Source organism: Bradyrhizobium aeschynomenes (genome assembly GCF_013178945.1).
GTDB lineage: Bacteria > Pseudomonadota > Alphaproteobacteria > Rhizobiales > Xanthobacteraceae > Bradyrhizobium > Bradyrhizobium aeschynomenes.
Map to the genome: position 1 here is coordinate 232298 of NZ_JABFDM010000010.1, position 22131 is coordinate 254428.

The window sequence follows — 22131 nt, forward strand, 5'->3', positions numbered from 1 at the left end:
GATCAGTCGTCCTCGGCGAGATCGTCGGGCGTGAGCGGCAGCTCGATGTCGCCGCCTTCGCCGGTGGCGAGGTCGCGCTCGTCGTCGGCCGGCAACTCGGCGTCGGGCTCCTCCAGCGGCCAAAGGCCGCGGTCGTGTCCGTTGCGTGGCGTCATGGCAGGTCCTCCCGGCGGGATAAGAGTGGCAGCGCGCATTGGTTCACGCCGGCGCATCCGCACTGCGACGGTCTGGCGCGGCTCGGTTCCGGCGACTACATGTGCGTGGTCATGGCCGATCCCACAGCGCTGAAATCCTTCCTCGACAGCCACAGCCGCATCGTCGTGCTCACCGGTGCGGGCTGCAGCACCAATTCCGGCATTCCCGATTATCGCGACACCGACGGCCAGTGGAAACGCACCCCGCCGGTGACCTATCAGGCCTTCATGGGCGCCGAGGAGACGCGCCGCCGCTATTGGGCGCGCAGCATGGTCGGCTGGCGGCGCTTCGGCCGCGCCCAGCCGAACGGCGCGCATCACGCACTGGCGCGGCTGGAGGCGCAAGGCAGGAGCTCGCTGCTGGTGACGCAGAACGTCGACCGTCTGCACCAGGCCGCCGGCGCCAGCAACGTCATCGATTTGCACGGCCGGCTCGATCGCGTGCGCTGCATGGGCTGCGGCGCGACCCTGTCGCGTGCGGAGTTCCAGCACGAGCTGGCGCACGCCAATCCGCATTGGCTCGCGCATGATGCCGCGGATGCGCCCGACGGCGATGCCGATCTGGACGGCGTCGATTTCGCTGAGTTCACCGTGCCGGCCTGCCGCGCCTGCGGCGGCATCCTGAAACCCGACGTCGTCTTCTTCGGCGAGACCGTGCCGCGCGACGTTGTCGCCACCGCGCGTGATCACGTCGACCGGGCCGACGCGATGCTCGTCGTCGGCACCTCGCTGATGGTCTATTCCGGCTTCCGCTTCGTCCGCGCCGCCGCCGACCGCAACATCCCGATCGCCGCCGTCAATCTCGGCCGCACGCGGGCGGATGATCTGCTGTCGCTGAAGGTCGAGGCGCCATGTGACGAGGCGCTGGCGTTTTTGTTGGAGGGGTAGACTGCACTCTCTCAGCTGTCATGGCCGGGCTTGACCCGGCGATCCATCACTTTTCGCAAGGCGATGGATGCCCGGGTCAAGCCCGGGCATGACGAGTAGTGACGTTCGAGGACCTCACCGCGACTGCGGCTCCTCGCGCTGCTCGATGCGGTCCTTGTTGTTGACCTGCTCGCCTTCCGGCTTGCCGACCTCGACCGTCTTGCCGGCTTGGTTGCCCGGATTGTAGTGGAACTTGCCTTCTTGATGCTCGCCCGGCTGCTTCTGATCGGGATTGACGTTGTCGGCCATGAGACTCTCCTGTTGTCCCGGCGACAACGGGCCGAGGTCACGAGGGTTCCGCTACGCTCCCGTGACCCGCCAGATGCAGTTGCCGACGTCGTCGGCCACCAGCAGCGAGCCGTCCGGCCCCAGCGTCACGCCGACCGGGCGGCCGTAGGAGAAGCTCTCGTCGGGCGCCAGGAAGCCGGACAGGATGTCGCGCGCCGGGCCGGAGGGCTTGCCGTTCTCGAACGGAATGAACACCACCTTGTAGCCGGACAGCTTGCTGCGGTTCCACGAGCCATGCTGGCCGATCACCATGCCATCCGGGAAGCCGGGCACCGTGCCCTTGGGCAGCCAGCACAGGCCAAGCGAGGCGGTGTGGCCGCCGAGCGCGTAGTCCGGCGTCAGCGCGGTCGCCACCAGCGCCGGATCCTGCGGCACGCGGTCGTCGACCGTCTTGCCCCAATAGCAATACGGCCAGCCATAGAAACCGCCGTCGCGCACCGAGGTCAGATAGTCCGGCGGCGTCTCGTCGCCGAGCCCGTCGCGCTCGTTGACGACGGTCCACAGCACCTTCGTATTCGGCTCGAACGCCAGCCCCACCGCATTGCGCAGGCCGCCTGCGAAGATGCGCGACGCGCCGCTCGCGATGTCCAGCTCATAGACGCAGGCGCGGCCTTCCTCGACCTCAAAACCCTGCTCGGCGATGTTGCTGAGCGAACCGACGCCGGCATAGATCTTGGTGCCGTCGGGGCTGACCAGCAGGCTGCGTGTCCAGTGACCGCCCGGCTTGAACGTCGTCAGCCGCTTGCCCTGCGCGGTGATGCGCTCGGCGCCCGCGCTGTACGGGAAAGCGACGATGCCGTCGGTATTGCCGACATAGAAGGTGTCGCCGACCAGCGCCATGCCGAACGGCTGGCTGAGATTCTCCATGAACGCATTGCGCCGTTCGGCGGTGCCATCGCCGTCGGCATCGACAAGCCGGGTGATGCGGTTGGCGCTGACGCCGAGCGCGGCGGCGCGGCGCATCGTCGCCTGCATCGCATAGCCGAACATGTTGCGCACCGGGCTCGGCACCTGCGTCGCCTCCGCGATCAGCACCGACTTGTCGGGCATCGCATAGATCCAGCGCGGATGGTCGAGCCCGGTCGCGAACGCATTCACCTTCAGCCCCGGCGCCGCCACCGGCTTCTCGCCGTCGCGCCAGCCGCGCGCCGTCGGCATCTTCAACGTCGGCAGCATGCCTTGCGGCTTGGCTTGCGGAATCTGCGGCGCCGCGCCCCAGGCAGGCTGTGGCGTGTCCCCCTGCAATTTGCGCCACTGCAGCGCCGCATTGCCAACCAGCGCGACACCGCGCGCGACGATGGAGGAAAGCGTGGTCATGGAACGTCCTGTGGGGCTTGGGCGACGGATGTGGTGAGTGGCCATCGGGCGACGGCGGAAAAGACCATGCCGTTTATGGTCTACCACGGCCAACGTGACAACTGCATGCGCTGCGGATGGGGGCTGCGGAGTCGCGGGCACGCCGGCCTCAACCGTTCTGCGGTCACCGTGGCGCAGTCACTGAATTGCGCTAAAGTGCCGACGGATGCGAAGCGCGCGGGTGCAAGGGGAGGTGAGATCGGCATGACGGGGGTGATCGTTCCAAGCGCGGCCTTGCCCGCGAGGCGCGTTGCGGCTGCAGGCGCGTCGTTGACGCAGGTGGCTGCCTCGACACTTGGACCCCGCGCACGCGGAGCCCGCCGATGACCGCGCTCGACATGTCCGCGTTCACCCAGCATGCCCTGCGCGAGAGCGTGCTCAACGAGGTGCATGCGCGGCCGTTCACGCCGCTGATGCAGCCGGTTTCTGTCGTTCGCTTCGCGGTCATGGCGAAAGGCGACAGCGCGGATGCCGATCGCGACAGCCTTGCGGCGTTCTGCGCCCGGCATGGCGCGCCGGCGCCGGAGCCCGGCATCAAGCACCACCAGGTCGCCGTCGGACCGGCGCGGCTGCGCTGGGAGCAGCATTCGGAGTTCGCGACCTTCACCTGGATCTGGAGCCCGCCGGCCGACGCGCCGAAGCTTGCCTTCGGCGAGCTCGCGCCGGAGCTGCAGGCGCTGATCGCATCGCTCAACCTGTCCGGCGAACTGCTGGTGGCGGTCAAGCTTGGGGTCGAGAGCGTCACCGATCCGGTCAAGCGTGCGGAAGCGCTGTTCGACAAGAGCAGTTTGGCGCTGGTTGCGGTGAAGGGCTCGATCGGCGCGCTTGCCTCCGACTTCCGACTCGACGAGGAGGGCTTCACCCGCATCCTCGTGTGCATCGAGGGGCCGACGCCCGAACGTCTCGGCGCGCTGGTGCAGCGCGTGCTGGAGCTCGAGACCTATCGCACGCTGGCGCTGCTCGGTTTGCCCGCCGCGCTGGAGCTGGCGCCGCAGGTCGATCGCATCGAGCGGCGGCTCGGCGAGGTCTTGGTGGAGATGCAGGGCGCCGAGACGCTCAAGCTCAACAATCATCTGCTCACCGAGCTGACCGAGCTCGCGGCGTCGCTGGAGCGCGGCGCCACCGGCACGCTGTTCCGCTTCGGCGCCAGCCGCGCCTATTGGGAGTTGGTGCAGGCGCGGCTCACCGTCATCGAGGGCGAGCCGATAACGCCGTATTCGAGCTGGTCGTCGTTCCTGTCGCGGCGCATCGCGCCGGCGATGCGCACGCTCAACACGCTGGAGCGACGGCAGGACAATCTGTCGCGCAAGCTGTCGCGCGCCGCCGACCTCCTGCGCACCCGCGTCGACGTCGAGCTCGAGGAGCAGAACCGCGATCTCCTGCGCTCGATGAACGAGCGCACCAAGCTGCAGCTGCGCCTGCAGAGCACGGTCGAGGGCCTCTCGGTGGCCGCGATCGGCTATTACGTCGTCAGCCTGTTCGGCTATCTCGCCAAGGGCGCGCATGATTTCGGCCTGCCGGTCGACCCGACCTTCGCCACCGCCGCCTTCGTGCCCGTCGCGATCGCGCTGATCTGGTTCACGACGCACCAGATCCGCAAGCGGCACCTCAAGGAGGACCACGAGGCGGAAAAGGCCGAGCAGGAGTGATGCGCGGCGGGCGCTTGCCAGCGCGCGCCGAGGCGGCTAAGCGGCGTGCTGATCATGAAAGGGCGATGAGACGATGAGCGGCACGACGATCGATGTCCTGGTTCACGCAAACGGCGGAGCGACGCGGCAGCCTGTCACGCTGGACCGCCTCGTCATCGCCGGCTGGACCGGGCGCGATCCGGTCGCGCGCGACAAGCACATCGCCGAACTGGAGGAGCTCGGCATTCCCCGCCCGGCGACGACGCCAATTTATTACGAGGTCGCGGCGAGCCGGCTGACGACATCCGACCGCATCGAGGTCAGCGGCGGCGACTCCTCCGGCGAGGTCGAGTTCGTGCTGGTGAAATCCGGCGGCAGGCTGCTGGTCGGCGTCGGCTCCGATCATACCGACCGCAAGGTAGAGACCTACAACATCACGGTGTCGAAGCAGATGTGCGACAAGCCGGTGGCGCCGGAGCTGTGGCTGGTCGACGACGTTGCCGCGCATTGGGACCGGTTGATGCTGCGCGCCTACGCGACCATCGGCGGCGAGCGCGTGTTGTATCAGGAGGGCGCGCTGAGCGGTATGCTGGCGCCGGCCGATCTGATCGCGCGCCGCTATGGCGAGGCGGGGATGCCCGAGGGCACCGCGATGTTCGGCGGCACCTTCGCAGCCCTGGGCGGCATCCGCCCGGCCGATCGCTTCGACTTCGAGCTGGTCGATTCCGTGCTCGATCGCGTCATCCGTCACGGCTACGCGGTTCAGCAGCTCGTCATCGCCGGCTGAGATCGACGCGCGCGATCACGATCGCGTGCGGCGGGAGCGTGCGACGCGGAGTCCGCGGCGCGTCGTCGCGGTCGTCGCTGCGCATGGTGTCATGCGCGCAGGCGTTGCGGTCGGCAAGGGCCTGTTAAGCAAGGCGGCCTATGGTGCCGAGTGTGCCGAAGCGAGACCATAGCCGTGTTGTTCGTTCTGGTCCGGCACACATGTCGCAAATCGAGACGCGGCGAGGCTTATATATCCTTAACCGATCCTTACCTGATAGCAGCGGATTCGACGGGTCGGAGGACAAGGGCGATTAACTAGAAGTTTAGGATTGGTTTTGTGCGCGTGAACGCCTCCCTTAAGGGTTTGTTCAAATACCCAGGGACTTGGGAGAGCGGGATGCGCGTCGCGATCGTCCACGATTGGCTTTACGTTCTCGGCGGCGCCGAGAAGGTGCTGCAGGAGATCCTGCGCTGCTACCCCGGCGCGGATGTCTTCACGCTGTTCGATCTGCTCCGTCCCGAGGACCGCACCAAGCTCGGCTTCGAGCGGTCGCAGACGAGCTTCCTGCAGAAGATGCCGTTGCTGCGGAAGTATCACCGCTCCTACTTGCCGCTGATGCCGCTGGCGATCGAGCAGCTCGATCTGTCGAGCTACGACCTCGTGATCTCCTCAAGCTGCGCCGTGGCCAAGGGCGTGCTGACCGGGCCGGAGCAGCTGCACATCGCGTATGTGCATTCGCCGATGCGCTACGCCTGGGACCTGCAGCACCAGTACCTGGAGGAGAGCGGCTACGCGACGGGCATCAAGGGCCTCATCGCCCGCACCTTGCTGCACAAGATGCGGATCTGGGACGCGCGTACCGCGCACGGCCCCGATGCCATCTTCACCAACTCGCAATTCGTCGCCCGCCGCATCAAGAAGATCTACGGCCGCGACGCCAAGGTGATCTATCCGCCCGTGACGATCGGCCAGCGCGACGCGATCCTCCCGGTCGGCAACCACTTCCTGGCCGCGAGCCGTCTCGTTCCCTACAAGCGCATCGAGCCGATCGTCCGCGCCTTCAACACCATGCCGGACCTCGACCTGGTCGTCGCCGGCGACGGTCCGGAAGCGGCGCGGTTGAAGTCGATCGCGGGCCCGAACGTGACCTTCGCCGGCTTCGTGCCCGACAAGCAGTTGCGCGATCTCATGACCACCGCCCGCGCCTTCGTGTTCGCGGCGGAGGAGGATTTCGGCATCATCCCGGTCGAGGCGCAGTCCGAGGGCGCGCCGGTCCTGGCACTGGGCCGCGGCGGTGCGCGGGAGTCGATCCTGGCCACCGGGCCCCGTCCGACCGGCATGTTCTTCGAGACTCCCGAGCCCGCGGCGATCGCCGAATGCGTCCGCGCGTTCGTGGCCAAGGAGAAATCGATTTCGCGTCTCGACTGCCGCCAGCGTGCCGGCTTCTTCTCGGCCGATCGCTTCCGCAGCCAGTTCGTCGCGGCGGTCAACGAGGAGATCGAGAGCTTCCGTGCGGGACATCAGAGCCGCGCGACGCGGTTGATTGCGTGAGTTGGCATGTGGTGTGAGCGCAGATCATGAGGCAGGCGGCTCTCTCGGAGGCCTTGTCGGGCTTTGACGCCGTCGCCCGGATCTGGCGCCGCCGCGACGTGTTCGCCATTGTCGCGTGCGCAGTGCTCGGTCTTGCGATCGCCGCACTGGTCCTGTTGCCCGTGCGTTATCTGGCCACCGCGTCCGTGATCATCGCGGAGCAGGAACCCGGCGCCAACACGTCGGCGGCCTGGGCGCAGAAGATCGGCGATCCCGCCGACATGGAGAGCCAGCTCTTGGTGATCCGCTCGCCTCGCTTGTTGCGTCAGATCATGTCCTCGCCCGGCGTCGTCGACGCGGTGGTCGGCGAATGCGAGCGCGGCCGCCTGATGGGCTCGACGGATGCGTGCCAGCGTCTCAGGACCGACTCCGGTGCCTTCATCGATCACGTCGACGGCCGTTTCAGCGTCGCCTCGGCCGGCCGCTCGCGCGTCATCAACATCTCTTATCAGTCCGGCAGCCCCGAGGTGGCGAAGACGCTCGCCAATGCGCTGACGCAGGCCTTCCTCGAAGACCAGCGCACCGAAGGCGCCAACAGCCGCGAGGTCGCGACCTCCTGGCTCTGGCAGGAGCTGAAGCAGCTCGATCAGCAGCTGCGCGAGTCCGACGAGAAGATCCAGAAGTTCCGTCGCACCAAGGGCCTGATGCGCGGCGCCAATGCGCCGATCTCGTCGGAGCGGCTGACCAGCATCGGCCAGCAGCTGTCGCAGGCGGAGGCCGCGCGGGCCGAGGCGGCCGCGCGGCTGCAGGAGATCAAGTCGGAGCAGGAGCGCGGGCCGACCGACGCGCCGTCGGTGCTGCAGAGCCGCACCATCGCCGACCTCAAGCAGCAGCTGACCACGGTCAGCGCCCAGCTCGCGAGCGCCGCCGGCGTGCTCGGCCCGAAGCATCCGTCGATCCTGGCGCTGACGCGAGAGCAGGCGATCATTCAGCAGCGGCTCGTCGAAGAGATGCAGTCGATCGCAGCGAGCGCGCAGAAAACCTTCGACGCCAACAACGCGCTGGTGAACTCGCTGAAGAAGCAGATGGACACGGCCAAGGCCGAGGCCGGCTCGGCGACGTTGGACGAAGCGTCGATCGAGAGCATGGTGCGCGACACCGAGATCAAGCGCCAGCAATATGCCGAGCTGTACAAGAAAGCGAGCGAGCTCGAGACCGAGCGTCGCGTCCTGCGCGGCAGCACGCGCCTCGTCAGTCTCGCCGAGCTGCCGAGCAAGCCGTTTTTCCCGAAGAAGATTCCGTTCCTCGCTGCCGGCCTGACGCTGGCGCTGATCTTCGGCGCCGGCGCCGCGCTGCTCGCCGATCAGCTCGGTTCGCGCGTCATCGAGCCACCGGTGCCCGCGGCCCCGGACGCATCTGCGCAGCCGACCGACGCCCCCGACGTCGCCGAAGCTCCGACGATCGTCCCGGACCTGGCCGAGCCCGGCATTGCGCCGCCGGAGATGACGACGACGACGTCTGCCGCATCGCCGGAGCGAAGATCTCATCTCCCGAGCGTCGCCGACGTTTCCATTCTGGCCTGCCTGCCGCGCCTGAAGAGCTTGCGGCAGATGTCCGCCCTTGGCGCCATCCTCCAGGGGCATCAGCCGCTCGCGATCCCACACGTGCTGCGCCTCGCTTCCGAGGACACGGACTTTCAGCACACGCTGCACGACCTCGTCCACGAGCTCGGACTGGAGCAGTCGGCGCGGCCGCACCGCATCGTCGTGACATCTCCGGATGCCGGCGATGGCAAGACGACCACGGCCTGCGCGCTCGCGGAGCATCTGGCGGCCGCGGGCCGGCGCGTTCTCCTGGTCGAATGCGACATCGCGCATGCACGGTTCGCCGAGGTCATGGCCCTGCCGCCGAGCCGGGGATGGCTGGGCGCGCTGGAGCATGGCACGGCGTTGCACGAGGCGGTGCTGCGCACCGAGCATCCCTGCCTCGATGTGCTTCCTGCGGGCGCGGCCAACGGGCCGGTCGGAGACATCCTCGATGCGATCAGCCTCGACGTTCTGCTCTCCGGCCTCGATGGCTATGACGCCGTCATCGTCGATACGCCCCTGCCGTCGCAGCGCGACGATTTCCTGGCGGGCACCGACTGGGTGATCGTCTGCGTGCGCAGCGACCGTTCGCTGATCGAGCCGGCGGTCGCTACGGTGAACAAGAGCAGGGCGCTCGGAGCGATCGACGTCGGTATCGTCGTCACCATGACCGAAGCCGAGCAACACGCCACGACCGCGCCTCAGACCACCCCAGCGCCAGCCTTCGCCGGAGTCGGCTGATGTCGGCCGAGCGCGTCCTGTTCGTCGACCACACCGGACAGATCGGCGGCGCCGAGCTGATCCTGCTCGACGTGGTCCAGGGCCGTCGGGACTCGTCGGCTTTCCTGTTCGAGCCGGGGCCGCTCGCCAGGGCACTGTCAGACCGCGGACTGTCCGTGATCGCGTCGCGCTGGGGCCGTGGCCTGTCGCAATTCAGGCGCGACAGCTCGTGGCTCAGGGCGTTGCCGCTGTTCGGCCGCCTTGCTGCGATCACGGCCGAGCTCGCACGCGTCGCCCGCCGCCATGACGTGGTCTACGCGAATTCGCAGAAGGCGTTCGTGCTGGCGGCGATCGCCAACATCGTGGCGCGCCGGCCGCTGATCTGGCATCTGCACGACATCATCAGCCCGGCCCATTTCGGCAAGCTACAGCGGCGTATGCAGGTGTTCCTCGCCAATCGCTTCGCCGCGAGGGTGATCGTTCCGTCCGAGGCGGCCGCCGCCGCGTTCATCGATGCCGGCGGCCGGCGCTCGCTGGTCGACGTCGTGCCCAACGGCCTGGCCATCGAGCCCTTGCCGGTGTCGCAGCAGGAGCTGAGGCTGCGCCTCGGCCTGCCGTCTGGACCGCTGGTCGGCGTCTTCAGCCGGCTCGCACGATGGAAGGGCCAGCACGTTCTGATCGAGGCGCTGGCCAAGCTGCCAGGCGTTCATGGCATCGTTGTCGGCGATGCGCTGTTCGGCGAGCAGGACTATGCGACCGAGCTGAAGCGGCTCGTCGCCGAGCTCGGCCTCGGGGATCGCGTTCACTTCCTCGGCCATCGCAGCGATGTGCCGCTGTTGATGCAGGCCGTCGATGCGATGGTGCACCCGTCGATCGACCCCGAGCCATTCGGTCGTACCCTGGTCGAGGCCATGCTCGCGGGTGTGCCGGTGATTGCGACCGATGCCGGCGCTGCGCCCGACATTCTGGAGCATGGCCGCGCCGGCATGCTCGTGCCGCCCGGCGACGCGCGGGCGCTGGCCGAAGCCTTGGATGCCGTGCTCGTCGAGCCGGAGATCCTCAAGCCGCAGCTCGACTACGCTGCGCGCCGCGCGCGCACGCACTACGGTCTCGCGCGCATGCTCGACTCCATCGGACTTCTGATCCGCAGCGTCGGTGCCGGAGCGGCGGTGTGAGCGCCTCCGGTCACTCGCTCAAGCGCTTCAGTGCGCTGCTGATCAGCGGTGCGCTGGCGAGCAAGCTGCTCGGCTTCGCCCGCGAGGTGCTGATGGCGCATGTGCTGGGCGCCTCGCTGATCGCGGACGGGTTCCGTGCCGCCATGGCCGCCGTGCTCATCCCGCTCGCTTTCCTGCAGAACGAGAGCGTGCCGGCGATCATGATCCCGATGCATCGCGAGGCGCTGCAGCGGCCGAATGCCGCGCGCAGCCTCGGTGCGCTGACGATCGTCATCGCCGTCGTCTCGAGCGCGGTGACCGCGATCATCCTGCTGCTCGGCGAGCTCTGGGTGAGCGCGGTCGTCGGCGGCTTCTCGGCGGAGGGGCGCGAGCTCACCTTGCATTTCGTGCGCATGATGGCGTTCGGCATGCCGGCCTCGGCGATCCTCAACGTGCTCGCGGCCGGCGAGATCGCGCTTGGCCGCACCCGGCTGACCAATGTCCGAGCCAGCCTGCTGAACGTCGCAGTGATCGGCGGCATCGGCCTGCTCGCGCTGACCGGCGATGCCTATATGCTCGCCTGCGCCTTCACCGTTGCCTTCAATGGCCTTGCGGCATGGGGGCTGTTCTCGCTGTGGCGCGAGGGCGAGTTGAGCTTCTCCGGACTGACCGTCCGCACGGTCGCCGACAAGGGCATCGAGTTCTTCAAGCGGCTGCGCGTGCTGCTCGCGCTGCCTCTCGCCGAGCAGGGCAATGTCTGGATCGAGCGTCTCACCGCGTCGCGCCTGACCACGGGGGCCGTCGCGTCGCTGGACTACGCCCGCTCCCTGACCGAAAGCGCACTGCTCCTGATCAGCCAGCCGCTCGGCATGGCCGTGCTGTCGCAGCATGCGCCGGGCGATCCGCGGGCCCAGACCGAGGCGCTGCTCCGGCCGCTGCTCGCGCTGACCCTGCCGGCGTCCGCGTTCCTCCTGGTGTTCTCGACCGACATCGTGCGCCTGATCTATTTCCGCGGTGCCTTCGGTGACGAAGCACTGCTGCTGACCTCGCACGCTCTGAAGGGCATCGCCTGCGGCGTGTGGGCCGCGACGCTTGGCTGGATCCTGATCCGGCTGCTCAACGGCGCCGGCCGCAACGGCGTCGCCGCGCTGATCATCGTCTCGGCCTATCTGTCCAATATCGGCTTCAATCTGCTGACCCATCTGTTCGACCCGTCACCGGCCGCCGGCATGCAGCTGCTTGGCATCGGGGAGGCGATCCGCAGCCTCGTGCTGCTGGGTGGCGTCGTCTTCGTGCTCGGCGATGCGCGAAAGCTCCTGCTCGTGATCGGCCTGGCGCTGCTGCCGACGGCGTTGATGGTCGTGCTCGGCATGATGATCCAGGACGCAGTCCCGACCCTGCTGCCGCGTCTGTTCCTCGGCGGCTTGGCGTATCTGCTCTGCCTTGCTTTCGCGATCGGAATTCTGCTGCCGTCCAATGTGGCCGCTGCGTTCAGGCATGTTCGTCGCACGTTCAAGATGAAGGGAGAGCTGAGTTGACGATTTTGGCCCTCGCCGCCGCCAAGGCCATGATGGCGTCCAGCGCATTCGTTCTTCCGCTCGCCAAGGCCGCCGACCGCGTGCTCGGTCCGCGCGGCTGCTGCTTGACCTTCCACCGTGCGGCGCCGTCGCAGCAATGGGAGCGTCTGCCCAACCGCGACTTCTACGTCGATGCCGATTTTCTCGACCGCTTCCTCGGCTATGTCCGCGATCAGGGCTGGAATGTCGTGACCATCAGCGAGGCGTTGCGTCGGGCGGCGGGCGCCGAGTCGACCCGCCGCTACGTCAATTTCTCGATCGATGATTGCTACCGCGACACGTTCGAGCTGCTGGTGCCGGTGTTTCGTCGGCACAATGTGCCGGTGACGCTGTTTGTCACCACGGGGATTCCCGACGGCACCTTGCCGCTGTGGGCGGCCGGCCTCGAGGATGCGCTGCTGAGCGAGGATCGCGTGACGGTCGATGGTGAGGAGATGACGCTCTCGAGCCCCGAGCAGCGCCGCGCGGCGTTCGCCCAGATTGCGGCAAGCTGGGACGGCCCGCAGGCGGCCGATCGTTACGCCGCGTTCTGTGCCGCCAACGGCATCGACATCGATGCGATGCATTGGAAGCACGCGATCTCCTGGGAGATGCTCGAGACGCTCGCGCGCGATCCGCTGGTCGAGATCGGCGCGCACACGGTGTCGCATGCGCGGATCGCCTCACTGTCCCCTCGGGACGCGATGCATGAACTGGCAGACGCGCGGCTGCGTCTGAACGCGCGGCTGGGAATCGAGGTGGAGCACTTCGCGTTTCCTTACGGGCGCGCGGCCGATTGCGGTCCGCGCGATTTCGCGCTTGCGCAGAAGGCCGGATTTTCGAGCGCTGCGACCACGCGCAAGGGGCTGGTCCATGGCGGCCAGGATCCGTTCTCGATCCCGCGCAACACCATGAATGGATCGCATCGGTCCGTCGCGACGATGGAAATGCATCTGACGGGTCTGAGCGGTGCCGCAGCAAAGGTGATGGGCCGTGTCTAGCAGGGGGCGTTTGCGGATCGTCTCGATTGCGCATCCGGCCACCAGCAGCGAAGCGGGCCGGTTGCGTTATCGTCATCTCGCGTCCCGGCCGGACGTCGATCTGCACCTCGTCATGCCGGAGGTGTGGAAGGAGTTCGGCCGTACGATCACCGCTGCGCCCTTTGACGATCGTTATCCGGTCCATCGCCTGCCGATCCGGCTGCCGGAAGTCGGTCCGATGAAATGGTACCTGCATTTCTATCCGGCATTGCGCCGGCTGTTGCGCGAGCTCGATCCCGACGTGATTCACCTTTGGGAGGAGCCGTGGAGCATCGTGGCGTTGCAGGCGCAGATGCTGCGCGGCCGTGCAGCGCTGGTGCTGGAGGTCGACCAGAACATCCTGAAGCGGCTGCCGCCGCCGTTCGAGGCGATCCGCAGGTTCGTCCTTGGCCGCACCGACCACATTCTATCGCGCAGTCCCGCGGCAACCGATGTCGTTCGGGCGCGCGGCTATGCGGGTCCGGTGACGCCCATCGGCTATGGCGTCGATCTCGCGACCTTCGCTCCGGCCGGTGAGCGGCCGACCCGGATTGCGGATGCGCCGCTGCGGCTCGGCTATGTCGGCCGGCTCGTGGTCGAGAAAGGCCTCGATGACGCCCTCGAGGCGCTCGCGCGCACGAGGTCCGCGGCCACGCTGAGCATCATGGGCGAAGGCCCGCACGAGGCACATCTGCGCCAGCGGGTGAAGGAACTCGGCCTGGGTGCTCGCGTCGATCTGCAAGGGTGGGCCTCGCCAGCCGAAGTTGCTTCGTTCCTGCGCGGCCTGGATGCGCTGCTGCTGCTGACACGGACGACCGGTGCGGTGCGCGAGCAATTCGGCCGGGTAATCATCGAGGCGCAGGCCTGCGGCGTTCCGGTGATCGGATCGACCTGCGGTGCCATTCCGGATGTGGTCGGCGAAGGCGGCTGGATCGTGCCGGAGCGTGATCCGCACCGCCTGTGCCGGCTGATCGACGGTCTCACGGCCGACCGGCTGGAACTGGCGACGTGCGCACGGGCCGCGCGCACCAATGTGCTTGCGCGGTTCACCTACGACGCCGTGGCAAGTGCGATCGAGACGGCGTGTCGTGCTGCAGACATGTCGAGGAATGCGTCCCGCATGGTGCAGCGGCAGCCGCTCCAGGCGAGCCGTTAGCGCGCTATGCTTTGGCCGACAGCGTCATCGCCGACTGGCTCGGTGCCCGTTTGGCTGCATCGATCTGCCTGAGCAGCTCGATATATTTCAGCCCGACCTCATCCCAGCCATAGCGCTGCGCCGTTGCGCACGCGCCGTCCCGGAGCCGCTGCAGCAGCGCGGGATCATCGAGCACGGCAGCGATCCTGGTCGCGATGTCCTCCGCGTCCATCCGGACACGAAAGCCGTTGATGCCATCGCGGAGATAGTCCTCGATGCCGCCGGCCGGCGTTGCGAACACCGGCACCCCGCAGGCCATCGCCTCCATGCAGACCAGCGAGAAAGTCTCGTAGCTCGTCGGCAGGACGAACGCGTCGGCGGCGGAGTAGATCGCGGGCATGTCGGATCGCGAGCCGGCAAAGATGAGCCGATCCTGCGCCTTGCGCGTCAGCTTGCGATAGGGGGCCGGATTGTCCGAGCCGACCACCAGCAGCCGGACATCGTCGCCGAGCCGATCGAGCGCGCCGACGACATGGGCCAATCCCTTGCGATGGAATTCGTGCCCGACGAACAGCAGCACGCGCGCATGCTTCGGAATGCCGAACTCGTGCCGGATCACCTGTCCCGCCTGCTCGTCGCGGCTGAAGCGATGGAGATCGATTCCATTGGAGATGACATGAACGTGTGAGGAGGGAACGCGATAGAAGCGCTGCAGCTCTGCGGTCACGCGCTCCGATACTGCGACGAAGGCGCGATAGCGAAGCCCGCCGATCATGAACCGGTCGCGCAAGGCCACCCAGAGATGCATGGGATTGAGCAGCCAGCGCCAGCTGCCGGCGGCTCGTTTCTCGGCAAGGCTCTGCGCATTGACCGCGTGAACGATCAGCAGGTCGCCTTTGAGACTGTCGCCGTGGCTGATGACGAGGGCGTCAGGATGATGCGCAAGCGCCCGGGTCGCTGCGAGCGTGAACAGCGGCACGACGACCGCGCGACCGATGTACCGGAAGAGCCCGCGGGTCGGAATCCGCGCAAGCCATGGCGCAACCCGCTCCACCCGGATCGACTGTTCGAGATTCTCAGCCACCGTGCTGGCCAGAACGACATTCGATAAACCATTCCGGCCGAAAACACGTGCCAGCTCGATGGCAACGGTTTCCACGCCGCCGGCATTGCTTATCTCTTGAACGACCTGGACGATCTCAAACGTCATTACGGACATCTACGGGACTAGACATTGCGACTTCGTTCCAATCTGCTGGTCATTAGCATAGTGCTGTTAACGATTGGCTCGGCAACGCCGGGCGTTGCCGACGTTGTGAACGGTGCTACGATCCGGTCTTTCATGGGCGGCGGCAATCTCGTCACGCATCTCGCCGGCAAGAGCACCCAGCTGTACCAGGCGCTGCATGGCGTCGGCGCCAGGATGGGCCGGATGGATTCCTATGGCTGGCGTACGCTCGCGCGTGTTCCGACGCCGCGGGATTTCGATGCGGCCATGCTCGAAGCGCACCGGCACGGCATCACGCCGCTGATCCTGCTCGAATATGAGGGCAGCTATCAAACCCTGAGTCCGCCGCAGCCGATCGGATCCTATCAGGACTGGTTTGCTGCGGGACAGGCGATGGCGAAGCGGTTTCGCCCAGGGGGCGATTGGGGCTTGGAAAACGGCATTCCCGACTGGGGCGCAACCATCTTCACGGCGATCAACGAGCCCGACGTGCAGGCCTCGATTCCGCGCAAGGACTACCACGATGCGTTGGCGGGACTGGCCGACGGTGTCCATAGCATCGATCCGAAGCTGCGGGTCGTTCCCGGCGGCTTCGCCACCTGCAACTCGCATGGCGACGCGACGCTGCGCGGCTATGGGCCGGCGATTGCCGATCTGCTCGCGGACGGGCGGCTCGACGGGATCGATCTTCACACCTACTACAATGATCGATGGTATCCCATGACCAGGGGACGCGAGTTCTCGGTGCAGACCTGCTTCGATCGCGTCAAGCAGGCGATGGGCCTTCGTCGGGATGTCAACTTCTACACCACCGAGTTCAACGTCGCGCGCGCTGGCGCATGGGATAACGAGCAGGTGGCGGCCAGATTGTTTCTGAGTGCGATCTGGGATCAGCTCGCCGTGGTTGGGCAGGATGGTCGTTCGCCGGTCTCGGTGGTGGCTTTTCCCTGGAATCTCGGCGACACACCGCGTGTCGATGGCCTCGCTTATGCGATGGCCAGCGGTGAGGATCCGTGGGTGCCCGAGGCGCGCAGCCTGGTCTTGAAGACGGTGCTGCAGCTCGCCGGCCACATGAGGATCGTGTCGATCGACCGGCAGCTCGCGCTCTACCGGTTGACCGGCGCCGATGCCGAGCTGATCGTCTGGCAGAACATCGCCGGATGGACCGAGCGGCCGGGCCGCGCGGTCGAGATCGAATTGCCCGATTGGGCGCGCAGCCTCGAAGTGTGGGGATGGGACGGGCTCCAGCGTCGCATCGACGTAAGACCCGGCCGCTTCTTCGTCGACGGGCTCAATGCCAACGAGACCTACATGTTTCGCGTGCCGCGGCCGTGACCGACCGCCGCTGACGATGGCGGACGGCGGAATCCATGTCGCGCGTTAACGCGATGGTAATGACGGCACGATGTGGTTCACTGCGACACACCCATTTTAGGCTAATTGCAGCGGTAACATCGCTTGCTGCGGCGAGCGTGCACAACGATCATCGGTCGAGTAAATCCGGAATGCTGCCGATCAGAAAGACCGGTCTTGCGAGCGAGGGGGCTGTGCCGGCCCAGCCGGTCATTGGCGTGCGCATCCGCGAAATTGGAACGGCCGATCTTGCTGCAGTTGCTGCGCTGCTGACGCGCGGCTTCCCGTTCCGCCGTGAGGACTACTGGTTGCGCGGGCTCGAGCGCCACGCCGCCCGTCCACGGCCCGCGGGCTGTCCGACATTCGGCTATTGTCTCGACCATGGCGGCACGCCGGTCGGCGTCATCCTGCTGCTGTTTTCCGAAGTGCAGTGCGACGGCGTATCGATCGTCAGGGCCAACGTCTCCAGCTGGTACGTCGAGGCCGCTTTCCGTGCCTTCAGCTCGATGCTGGTTCGTGCGGCCACGCGCGACAAGACCGTGACATATTTCAACATCACACCGGCGCCGCACACCTGGCCGCAGGTCGAGGCGCAAGGCTTCTCGGTCTATTGCCGCGGCCAGATCTACGCGGCCCTGGCATTGTCACCGCCGAAGGCCGGAGTGACGATCGGCGAGTTCGCGGAGAGCAATTCAGCGGGGCTCTCCGCCTATGAGGTCGACCTGTTGCGGCAGCATGCCGACTGGGGCTGTCTCAGCATGGTCGTGCACGAGGCGGGCATCTCTTATCCGTTCGTGTTTCAGAAACACCGGGTCAAGAACTGGCTGCCGGTCTACAGGCTGCTCTATGTTCGGGACATGGCCGATGTCGCCCGCTTTGCCAGCGCGATCGGACGGTTTCTGCTCCGTCGGGGCGGACTCCTGGTGCGGCTCGATGCCAACGCGCCGATGACCGCGCTGGTCGGCTGGTACTCCGAACGGCGCGGCCGGAAATATGCCAAAGGACCACATCCGCCTGATCTCGGCGACCTTGCTTTCACCGAGGCTGCGCTGTTCGACGCATAGAGCAGTGGCGCGGCAGAAACGTCACCCGGGACCTCCAGCCGCCGACGCCCGCGCCCGTCACTCGTGGCGCGTGAAGTAGCGGAAGCCATGCTGCTTGATCAGCTCGTCGCGCTTGGCCGATTCGAGATCTTCCCGCATCATCTCGCGGACCAGCTCTGCAAACGTCGTCCGCGGCACCCAGCCGAGCTTCTGCTTGGCCTTCGATGCGTCGCCGAGCAGGGTCGCCACCTCGGTCGGCCGGAAATAGCGCGGGTCGACCGAAACGAGGCACTTGCCGGTGGCGGCGTCATAGCCCTTCTCGTCGGCGCCGCTGCCCCTCCATTCCAGTGCGAGGCCGATCTCGTCAGCCGCCAGATTGACGAAGTCGCGCACCGAGTGCTGCACGCCGGTGGCGATGACGTAGTCTTCGGCCTCGTTCTGCTGCAGCATCATCCACTGCATCTCGACATAGTCGCGGGCGTGCCCCCAATCGCGCAGCGCATCGAGGTTGCCGAGATAGAGATGGTCCTGCAGATTGAGGTGGATGCGGGCGAGCGCGCGGGTGATCTTGCGGGTGACGAACGTCTCGCCCCTGACCGGTGACTCGTGATTGAAGAGGATGCCGTTGCAGGCATACATGCCGTAGGCCTCGCGGTAATTCACCGTGATCCAATAGGCGTAGAGCTTCGCCACGGCATAGGGGGACCGCGGGTAGAAAGGCGTCGTCTCCCGCTGCGGGACCTCCTGCACCAGTCCATAGAGCTCCGACGTCGAGGCCTGATAGAACCGCGTTTCCTTCTCGAGACCGACGATGCGAATGGCTTCGAGCAGCCGCAGCGTGCCGAGTGCGTCGGAATTGGCCGTGTACTCCGGTTCCTCGAACGAGACGGCCACATGGCTCTGTGCCGCCAGATTGTAGATCTCGTGCGGGCGGACCTCGCCGACGATGCGGATGAGGCTGGAGGAATCCGTCAGGTCGCCATAATGCAGCCGGAACGGCGGATCCGACTCATGCGGGTCCAGATAGAGATGGTCGATCCGATCGGTATTGAACAGGGATGAGCGGCGCTTGATGCCGTGGACCTCGTAACCCTTGCTGAGCAGCAATTCGGCGAGATAGGCGCCGTCCTGACCCGTGACCCCGGTGATGAGCGCTCGCTTCTTGGTCATGAAAGGTCAGAACCCCGTTTGAATTTTCCAGGCAGTGTACCGTCTCGGCGATGGTCAATCCAGCTTGCAGCCACCGTGTGGGGTCGGTATCGACGGCGCGCTTTGCGCGCCGAATGCGGCGGCGGGCGGCGCTCCGTGACGGCGGACACAGTGCGAAAAGCCCCCATGGCCCATGGTCGCCGGCAACGGAGGAGGCGATCCATGTCCTACATGCTCGATCTGGTGCTGGCAGCGGCGCTGCTGTTCTTTCTGTTTCTGCCGATCACCGATCGCAGGACGGTCATGCTGAAGCTCGGCATGATGACTGCGGCTGTGATCCTGTTCGCGGCGGTGCTGGTCGCGCCGCACGCCGTCGCGCCGGCTGCCCCGTCGGCCCAGGCCCAGCTGGTCACGCGGAACTAGCGGCTCGTCATGTGGCGGCGAGTGTGTGATGGAGTCGTCGGCAGAGGTTGAACGGCGGCGTGATTGGCAGCGCATCCCTGATCGTGTAGCACCGGCCGAACGCCACGCACACCCCGGAGGATCCGGATGCCCGCTCTGTCCCATGCGCTGCTTGCCGCTCTGAAGGATCACGGCGCGCGCGAGATCTTCGGAATACCCGGCGATTTCGTGCTGCCGCTGTTCAAGGTCATCGAGGAAAGCAGCATCCTGCCGAGCGTGACGCTCAGTCATGAACCGGCGGTCGGCTTCGCGGCCGATGCTGCGGCCCGCTATCATGGCGGGCTCGGCGTCGCCGTCGTCACCTATGGCGCCGGCGCCTTCAATGTCGTCAATGCCGTGGCGGGCGCCTATGCCGAGCGTTCGCCGGTCGTCGTCATCGCCGGTGCACCGGGCGCGCGGGAGCGCGTCTCCGGCTTCCTGCTGCATCACCAGGCGCGCACCGTCGACACCCAGCTCGCGGTGTTTAAGGAGGTCACCTGCGATCAGGCGGTGCTCAGTGATCCGGCGACCGCGCCGGCCCAGATTGCGCGCGTGCTGCGCAGCGCGAAGGAGTTGTCGCTGCCGGTCTATATCGAATTCCCGCGCGACATGGTCGATGCCGAGGTCGAGCCGGTGCGGCCGTTGCCTCCGCGCGCGGCCAACCGCGAGGCGCTGGACGAGTGCGTCGACGAGATTCTCGCGCGCATTGCCAGGGCCGAGCGTCCGGTGATCGTCGTCGATGTCGAAATCCGCCGCTATGGCGTCGAGGACCGGATCGCGGCGCTCGCGCGCAAGCTCGGCCTGCCGCTGGTCACCACCTTCATGGGGCGCGGCCTGCTCGACAATGCCGACGACGTCGTTGCCGGCACCTATCTCGGCGCGGCCGGCGATCCGGCCATCACCCAGCTCGTCGAGGATGCCGATCTCGTGCTGATGCTCGGCGTCATTCTGTCGGATACCAATTTCGCGTTGTCGAACCGGGCGCCGGACCCGCGCCGCATGATCCTGGCGGCCAGCCGCGAGGTGCAGATCGGGCATCACGCCTATCGCGACATGCCGCTTGGCGATCTCATCGACGCGCTGGAGGCGCGCGCCACGCCGCGGGCGACCGCTGCGGGTCTCCTCCGGCAACGCTCGACCTATCCTCGCGGTCTTGCGGCGGACGACCTGCCCATCGCGCCGTCGGACATCGCAACCGCGATCAACGACATGTTCGACCGGCACGGCCGGATGCCGATGACCTCGGATATCGGCGACTGCCTGTTCACGGCCATGGAGATCGACAACACGGCGCTGGCGGCACCGGGCTACTACGCCGGAATGGGCTTCGGCGTGCCCGCCGGAATCGGCGTCGCCTCGACCGGCCTGCGGCCGCTGATCCTGGTCGGCGACGGCGCATTCCAAATGACCGGCTGGGAGCTCGGCAACTGCCGCCGCTATGGCCTCGATCCCATCGTCGTGCTGTTCAACAATTGCAGCTGGGAGATGCTGCGCGTGTTCCAGCCGGAGTCGCGCTTCAACGATCTCGACGACTGGCACTATGCCGAGATCGCCAACTCCATCGGCGGCACGGGCGAGCGTGTCGCCACCCGTGCCGAGCTCGTGGCCGCGCTCGAGCGCGCCGTGCATCGGCGCGGGCGCTTCTCGCTGGTCGAGGTGATGCTGCCGCGCGGCAAGACCTCGGACACGCTGGCGCGCTTCGTTGCCGGCTTCAAATCGGCTCGCGAACGGATGGCCAAGGGGTAGGTCAATCGGCCGGTGGCCCGAAGCGGAGAGCTCGTGAGTCCCGCTTTGCGCGTCCGGGCGATAGTGCGAGTCTCTCAGCCGGTTGCCGAGCGCAGTGCCGTCTTGATGGCGTCGCGGCCTTTCCAGGCGATGTAGGTCAGGCGGTCGCCGAACGAGCGGTGGCTGCGCAGCCTGTTGGAGCCGAGCACGTGTCCGACCTCGTCCGGGAAGCGCTTGACCTCGTCCTGGACCATCTTGGCCGTGTTGCTCATGATCGCGCTCAGACGATGGCCCCAGTCCGACTCCTCGATCCTGTCGATGCGAACCTGGATGGCATATTCGATATCATAGATGTTGGTCAGAATTTCCTTGGCCGTCACGACGCGGTTGTTCTTCAGGGCAACGCGTAGCGCGAGGCGCTTGTCCTCGAGCTGGTCGAGCACCATAGGCACGGTCATGGCGTAGGGCGCCGTGATCACGTCGGCGACGTTCTTGGAGCGCGCCGCCTTGGTCGCCAGACGCATCACTTGCCAGGGCTCCTTCAGGCGCTTGGCAACCAGCGTCAGCGCAAAGGGCACCGCCTCGGGCTCCTTCTTGCGGAGGCCGTCGAGCAGCAGCGCCATCTTCTTGACCTGCGGGTCGTCGAATTCCGCGATCCTGTCCGGCAGCGAGTCGGCAAATTTCGCCAGCTCCTCGCGGGCGCGCAGCGCCTTCATCAGCTTGACGACGTCGTCGAACACAGACGGAGAGGCCGTGTAGGCCTTGAGCTTGTCGCGAACCTGCTCGATGCCGTCGGCTCGCCCCAGCGTACCTTCCAGCGACTTCGTCACCTTCGTCTGGAACGCGCTCGCGGTCTTGAGGATCTCGCGCTGCTTGTCGGCCGCGATCAGATCCCTCATCTGCGCATTGTAGTCGCGGGCCATGGTCGGGAGCAGGTCGCGCGAAATCCATTCCCAGATCGGCGTCAGCGAACCGCGGGCAATGCGGCCTTCGTTGGCATGCTCCGGCGAGCCGTCGATGAGGAGCTGCTCGACCGGCATGAAGAAGTAGCGCGACGGATTGATGGTGCGGTGACCGCCGGCGCCGTTATTGCGGATCTCGGCGCGCAACCGGGCCTGGAGATCGGCCGACCCGGGCATGTCGACGCCGCTCAGCTCCAGTCGTTCGAGCTCGCTGAGCAGACAGCTCCGCGTCAACGGCGACAACCGCTGCAGGAATTCCCAGATCCGGTCGACCGGTCCCATGGCGTATCTGGCTGTCTGCTCGAGGTCTCAACGGCTCGTCTCAACGGACGAGAACGGGCGCATCGAACCACGAAACAGTTGGTGCC

Annotated in this window: 19 protein-coding genes; 13 read left to right on the top strand and 6 right to left on the bottom strand. The window is 66.7% G+C overall.

The genetic code is table 11. From position 1 onward, the window contains the following. Positions 1–2 precede the first annotated feature (2 nt). The gene (locus HL666_RS26235; protein WP_172112859.1) at positions 3–155 is read right to left on the bottom strand and encodes a hypothetical protein; all 153 of its coding nucleotides are present in this window, start codon (positions 153–155) and stop codon (positions 3–5) included. 111 nt (positions 156–266) lie between these two features. Here HL666_RS26235 and HL666_RS26240 point away from each other — a divergent pair, with 111 nt between their 5' ends. Beyond that, a complete protein-coding gene (locus HL666_RS26240; protein WP_246741624.1) occupies positions 267–1082 on the top strand; it encodes an NAD-dependent protein deacetylase in 816 nt (271 codons plus the stop codon). Between the two features lie 114 nt (positions 1083–1196). Here the strand turns inward: HL666_RS26240 and HL666_RS26245 are convergent, their stop codons facing one another. Both HL666_RS26245 and HL666_RS26250 read right to left on the bottom strand, forming a co-directional pair. Then, the gene (locus tag HL666_RS26245; protein ID WP_172184378.1) at positions 1197–1370 is read right to left on the bottom strand and encodes a hypothetical protein; all 174 of its coding nucleotides are present in this window, start codon (positions 1368–1370) and stop codon (positions 1197–1199) included. Positions 1371–1421: 51 nt separating this feature from the next. Continuing rightward, positions 1422–2726 (bottom strand): PQQ-dependent sugar dehydrogenase, encoded by a 1305-nt coding sequence (locus HL666_RS26250; RefSeq protein ID WP_172184380.1) that lies wholly within the window; start codon positions 2724–2726, stop codon positions 1422–1424. Positions 2727–3088: 362 nt separating this feature from the next. Between HL666_RS26250 and HL666_RS26255 the strand changes: the two genes are divergently transcribed. From HL666_RS26255 to HL666_RS26290, 8 genes are all read left to right on the top strand, one after another. Next, entirely contained in the window at positions 3089–4414 is a 1326-nt protein-coding gene (locus tag HL666_RS26255) for a DUF3422 domain-containing protein (RefSeq protein WP_172184382.1), read from the top strand. A 73-nt stretch (positions 4415–4487) separates the two neighbouring features. Continuing rightward, positions 4488–5180 (top strand): DUF2848 domain-containing protein, encoded by a 693-nt coding sequence (locus HL666_RS26260; protein WP_172184384.1) that lies wholly within the window; start codon positions 4488–4490, stop codon positions 5178–5180. Positions 5181–5558: 378 nt separating this feature from the next. Further along, on the top strand, positions 5559–6713 hold the full coding sequence (locus HL666_RS26265) for a glycosyltransferase (RefSeq protein ID WP_172184386.1): 1155 nt from the start codon (positions 5559–5561) through the stop codon (positions 6711–6713). 26 nt (positions 6714–6739) lie between these two features. Next, positions 6740–9019 (top strand): exopolysaccharide transport family protein, encoded by a 2280-nt coding sequence (locus HL666_RS26270; RefSeq protein WP_172184388.1) that lies wholly within the window; start codon positions 6740–6742, stop codon positions 9017–9019. Beyond that, positions 9016–10173 carry a glycosyltransferase family 4 protein gene (locus HL666_RS26275; RefSeq protein WP_172184428.1) on the top strand — a complete coding sequence of 386 codons (1158 nt, stop codon included), beginning with the start codon at positions 9016–9018 and terminating at the stop codon, positions 10171–10173. Before HL666_RS26270 ends, HL666_RS26275 begins: the two co-directional genes overlap by 4 nt. After that, the gene (locus HL666_RS26280) at positions 10170–11690 is read left to right on the top strand and encodes a lipid II flippase MurJ (protein ID WP_172184390.1); all 1521 of its coding nucleotides are present in this window, start codon (positions 10170–10172) and stop codon (positions 11688–11690) included. Before HL666_RS26275 ends, HL666_RS26280 begins: the two co-directional genes overlap by 4 nt. Continuing rightward, positions 11687–12709 (top strand): polysaccharide deacetylase family protein, encoded by a 1023-nt coding sequence (locus tag HL666_RS26285; protein ID WP_172184392.1) that lies wholly within the window; start codon positions 11687–11689, stop codon positions 12707–12709. Before HL666_RS26280 ends, HL666_RS26285 begins: the two co-directional genes overlap by 4 nt. Beyond that, positions 12702–13883 (top strand): glycosyltransferase family 4 protein, encoded by a 1182-nt coding sequence (locus HL666_RS26290; protein WP_172184394.1) that lies wholly within the window; start codon positions 12702–12704, stop codon positions 13881–13883. Before HL666_RS26285 ends, HL666_RS26290 begins: the two co-directional genes overlap by 8 nt. 4 nt (positions 13884–13887) lie before the next feature. Here HL666_RS26290 and HL666_RS26295 read toward each other — a convergent pair whose 3' ends face one another. Then, positions 13888–15072 carry a glycosyltransferase family 4 protein gene (locus HL666_RS26295; protein WP_172184396.1) on the bottom strand — a complete coding sequence of 395 codons (1185 nt, stop codon included), beginning with the start codon at positions 15070–15072 and terminating at the stop codon, positions 13888–13890. 132 nt (positions 15073–15204) lie between these two features. Between HL666_RS26295 and HL666_RS26300 the strand changes: the two genes are divergently transcribed. After that, entirely contained in the window at positions 15205–16425 is a 1221-nt protein-coding gene (locus tag HL666_RS26300; protein WP_172184398.1) for a hypothetical protein, read from the top strand. A 170-nt stretch (positions 16426–16595) separates the two neighbouring features. Then, on the top strand, positions 16596–17507 hold the full coding sequence (locus HL666_RS26305; RefSeq protein WP_172184400.1) for an acyl-CoA acyltransferase: 912 nt from the start codon (positions 16596–16598) through the stop codon (positions 17505–17507). Positions 17508–17564: 57 nt separating this feature from the next. Here HL666_RS26305 and gmd read toward each other — a convergent pair whose 3' ends face one another. Further along, positions 17565–18656 (bottom strand): GDP-mannose 4,6-dehydratase, encoded by a 1092-nt coding sequence (gmd, locus tag HL666_RS26310; RefSeq protein WP_172112840.1) that lies wholly within the window; start codon positions 18654–18656, stop codon positions 17565–17567. 201 nt (positions 18657–18857) lie between these two features. On the opposite strand from gmd, the gene HL666_RS26315 reads away from it, so the two are divergent. Further along, positions 18858–19058 (top strand): hypothetical protein, encoded by a 201-nt coding sequence (locus HL666_RS26315; protein ID WP_172112839.1) that lies wholly within the window; start codon positions 18858–18860, stop codon positions 19056–19058. 126 nt (positions 19059–19184) lie between these two features. Then, positions 19185–20822, top strand: a complete 1638-nt coding sequence (gene ipdC / locus HL666_RS26320) for an indolepyruvate/phenylpyruvate decarboxylase (protein ID WP_172184402.1) — start codon at positions 19185–19187, stop codon at positions 20820–20822. Between the two features lie 74 nt (positions 20823–20896). Here ipdC and HL666_RS26325 read toward each other — a convergent pair whose 3' ends face one another. Then, complete coding sequence (locus tag HL666_RS26325) at positions 20897–22045, bottom strand: hypothetical protein (protein ID WP_172112837.1); 1149 nt, start codon at positions 22043–22045, stop codon at positions 20897–20899. Positions 22046–22131: the final 86 nt, after the last annotated feature.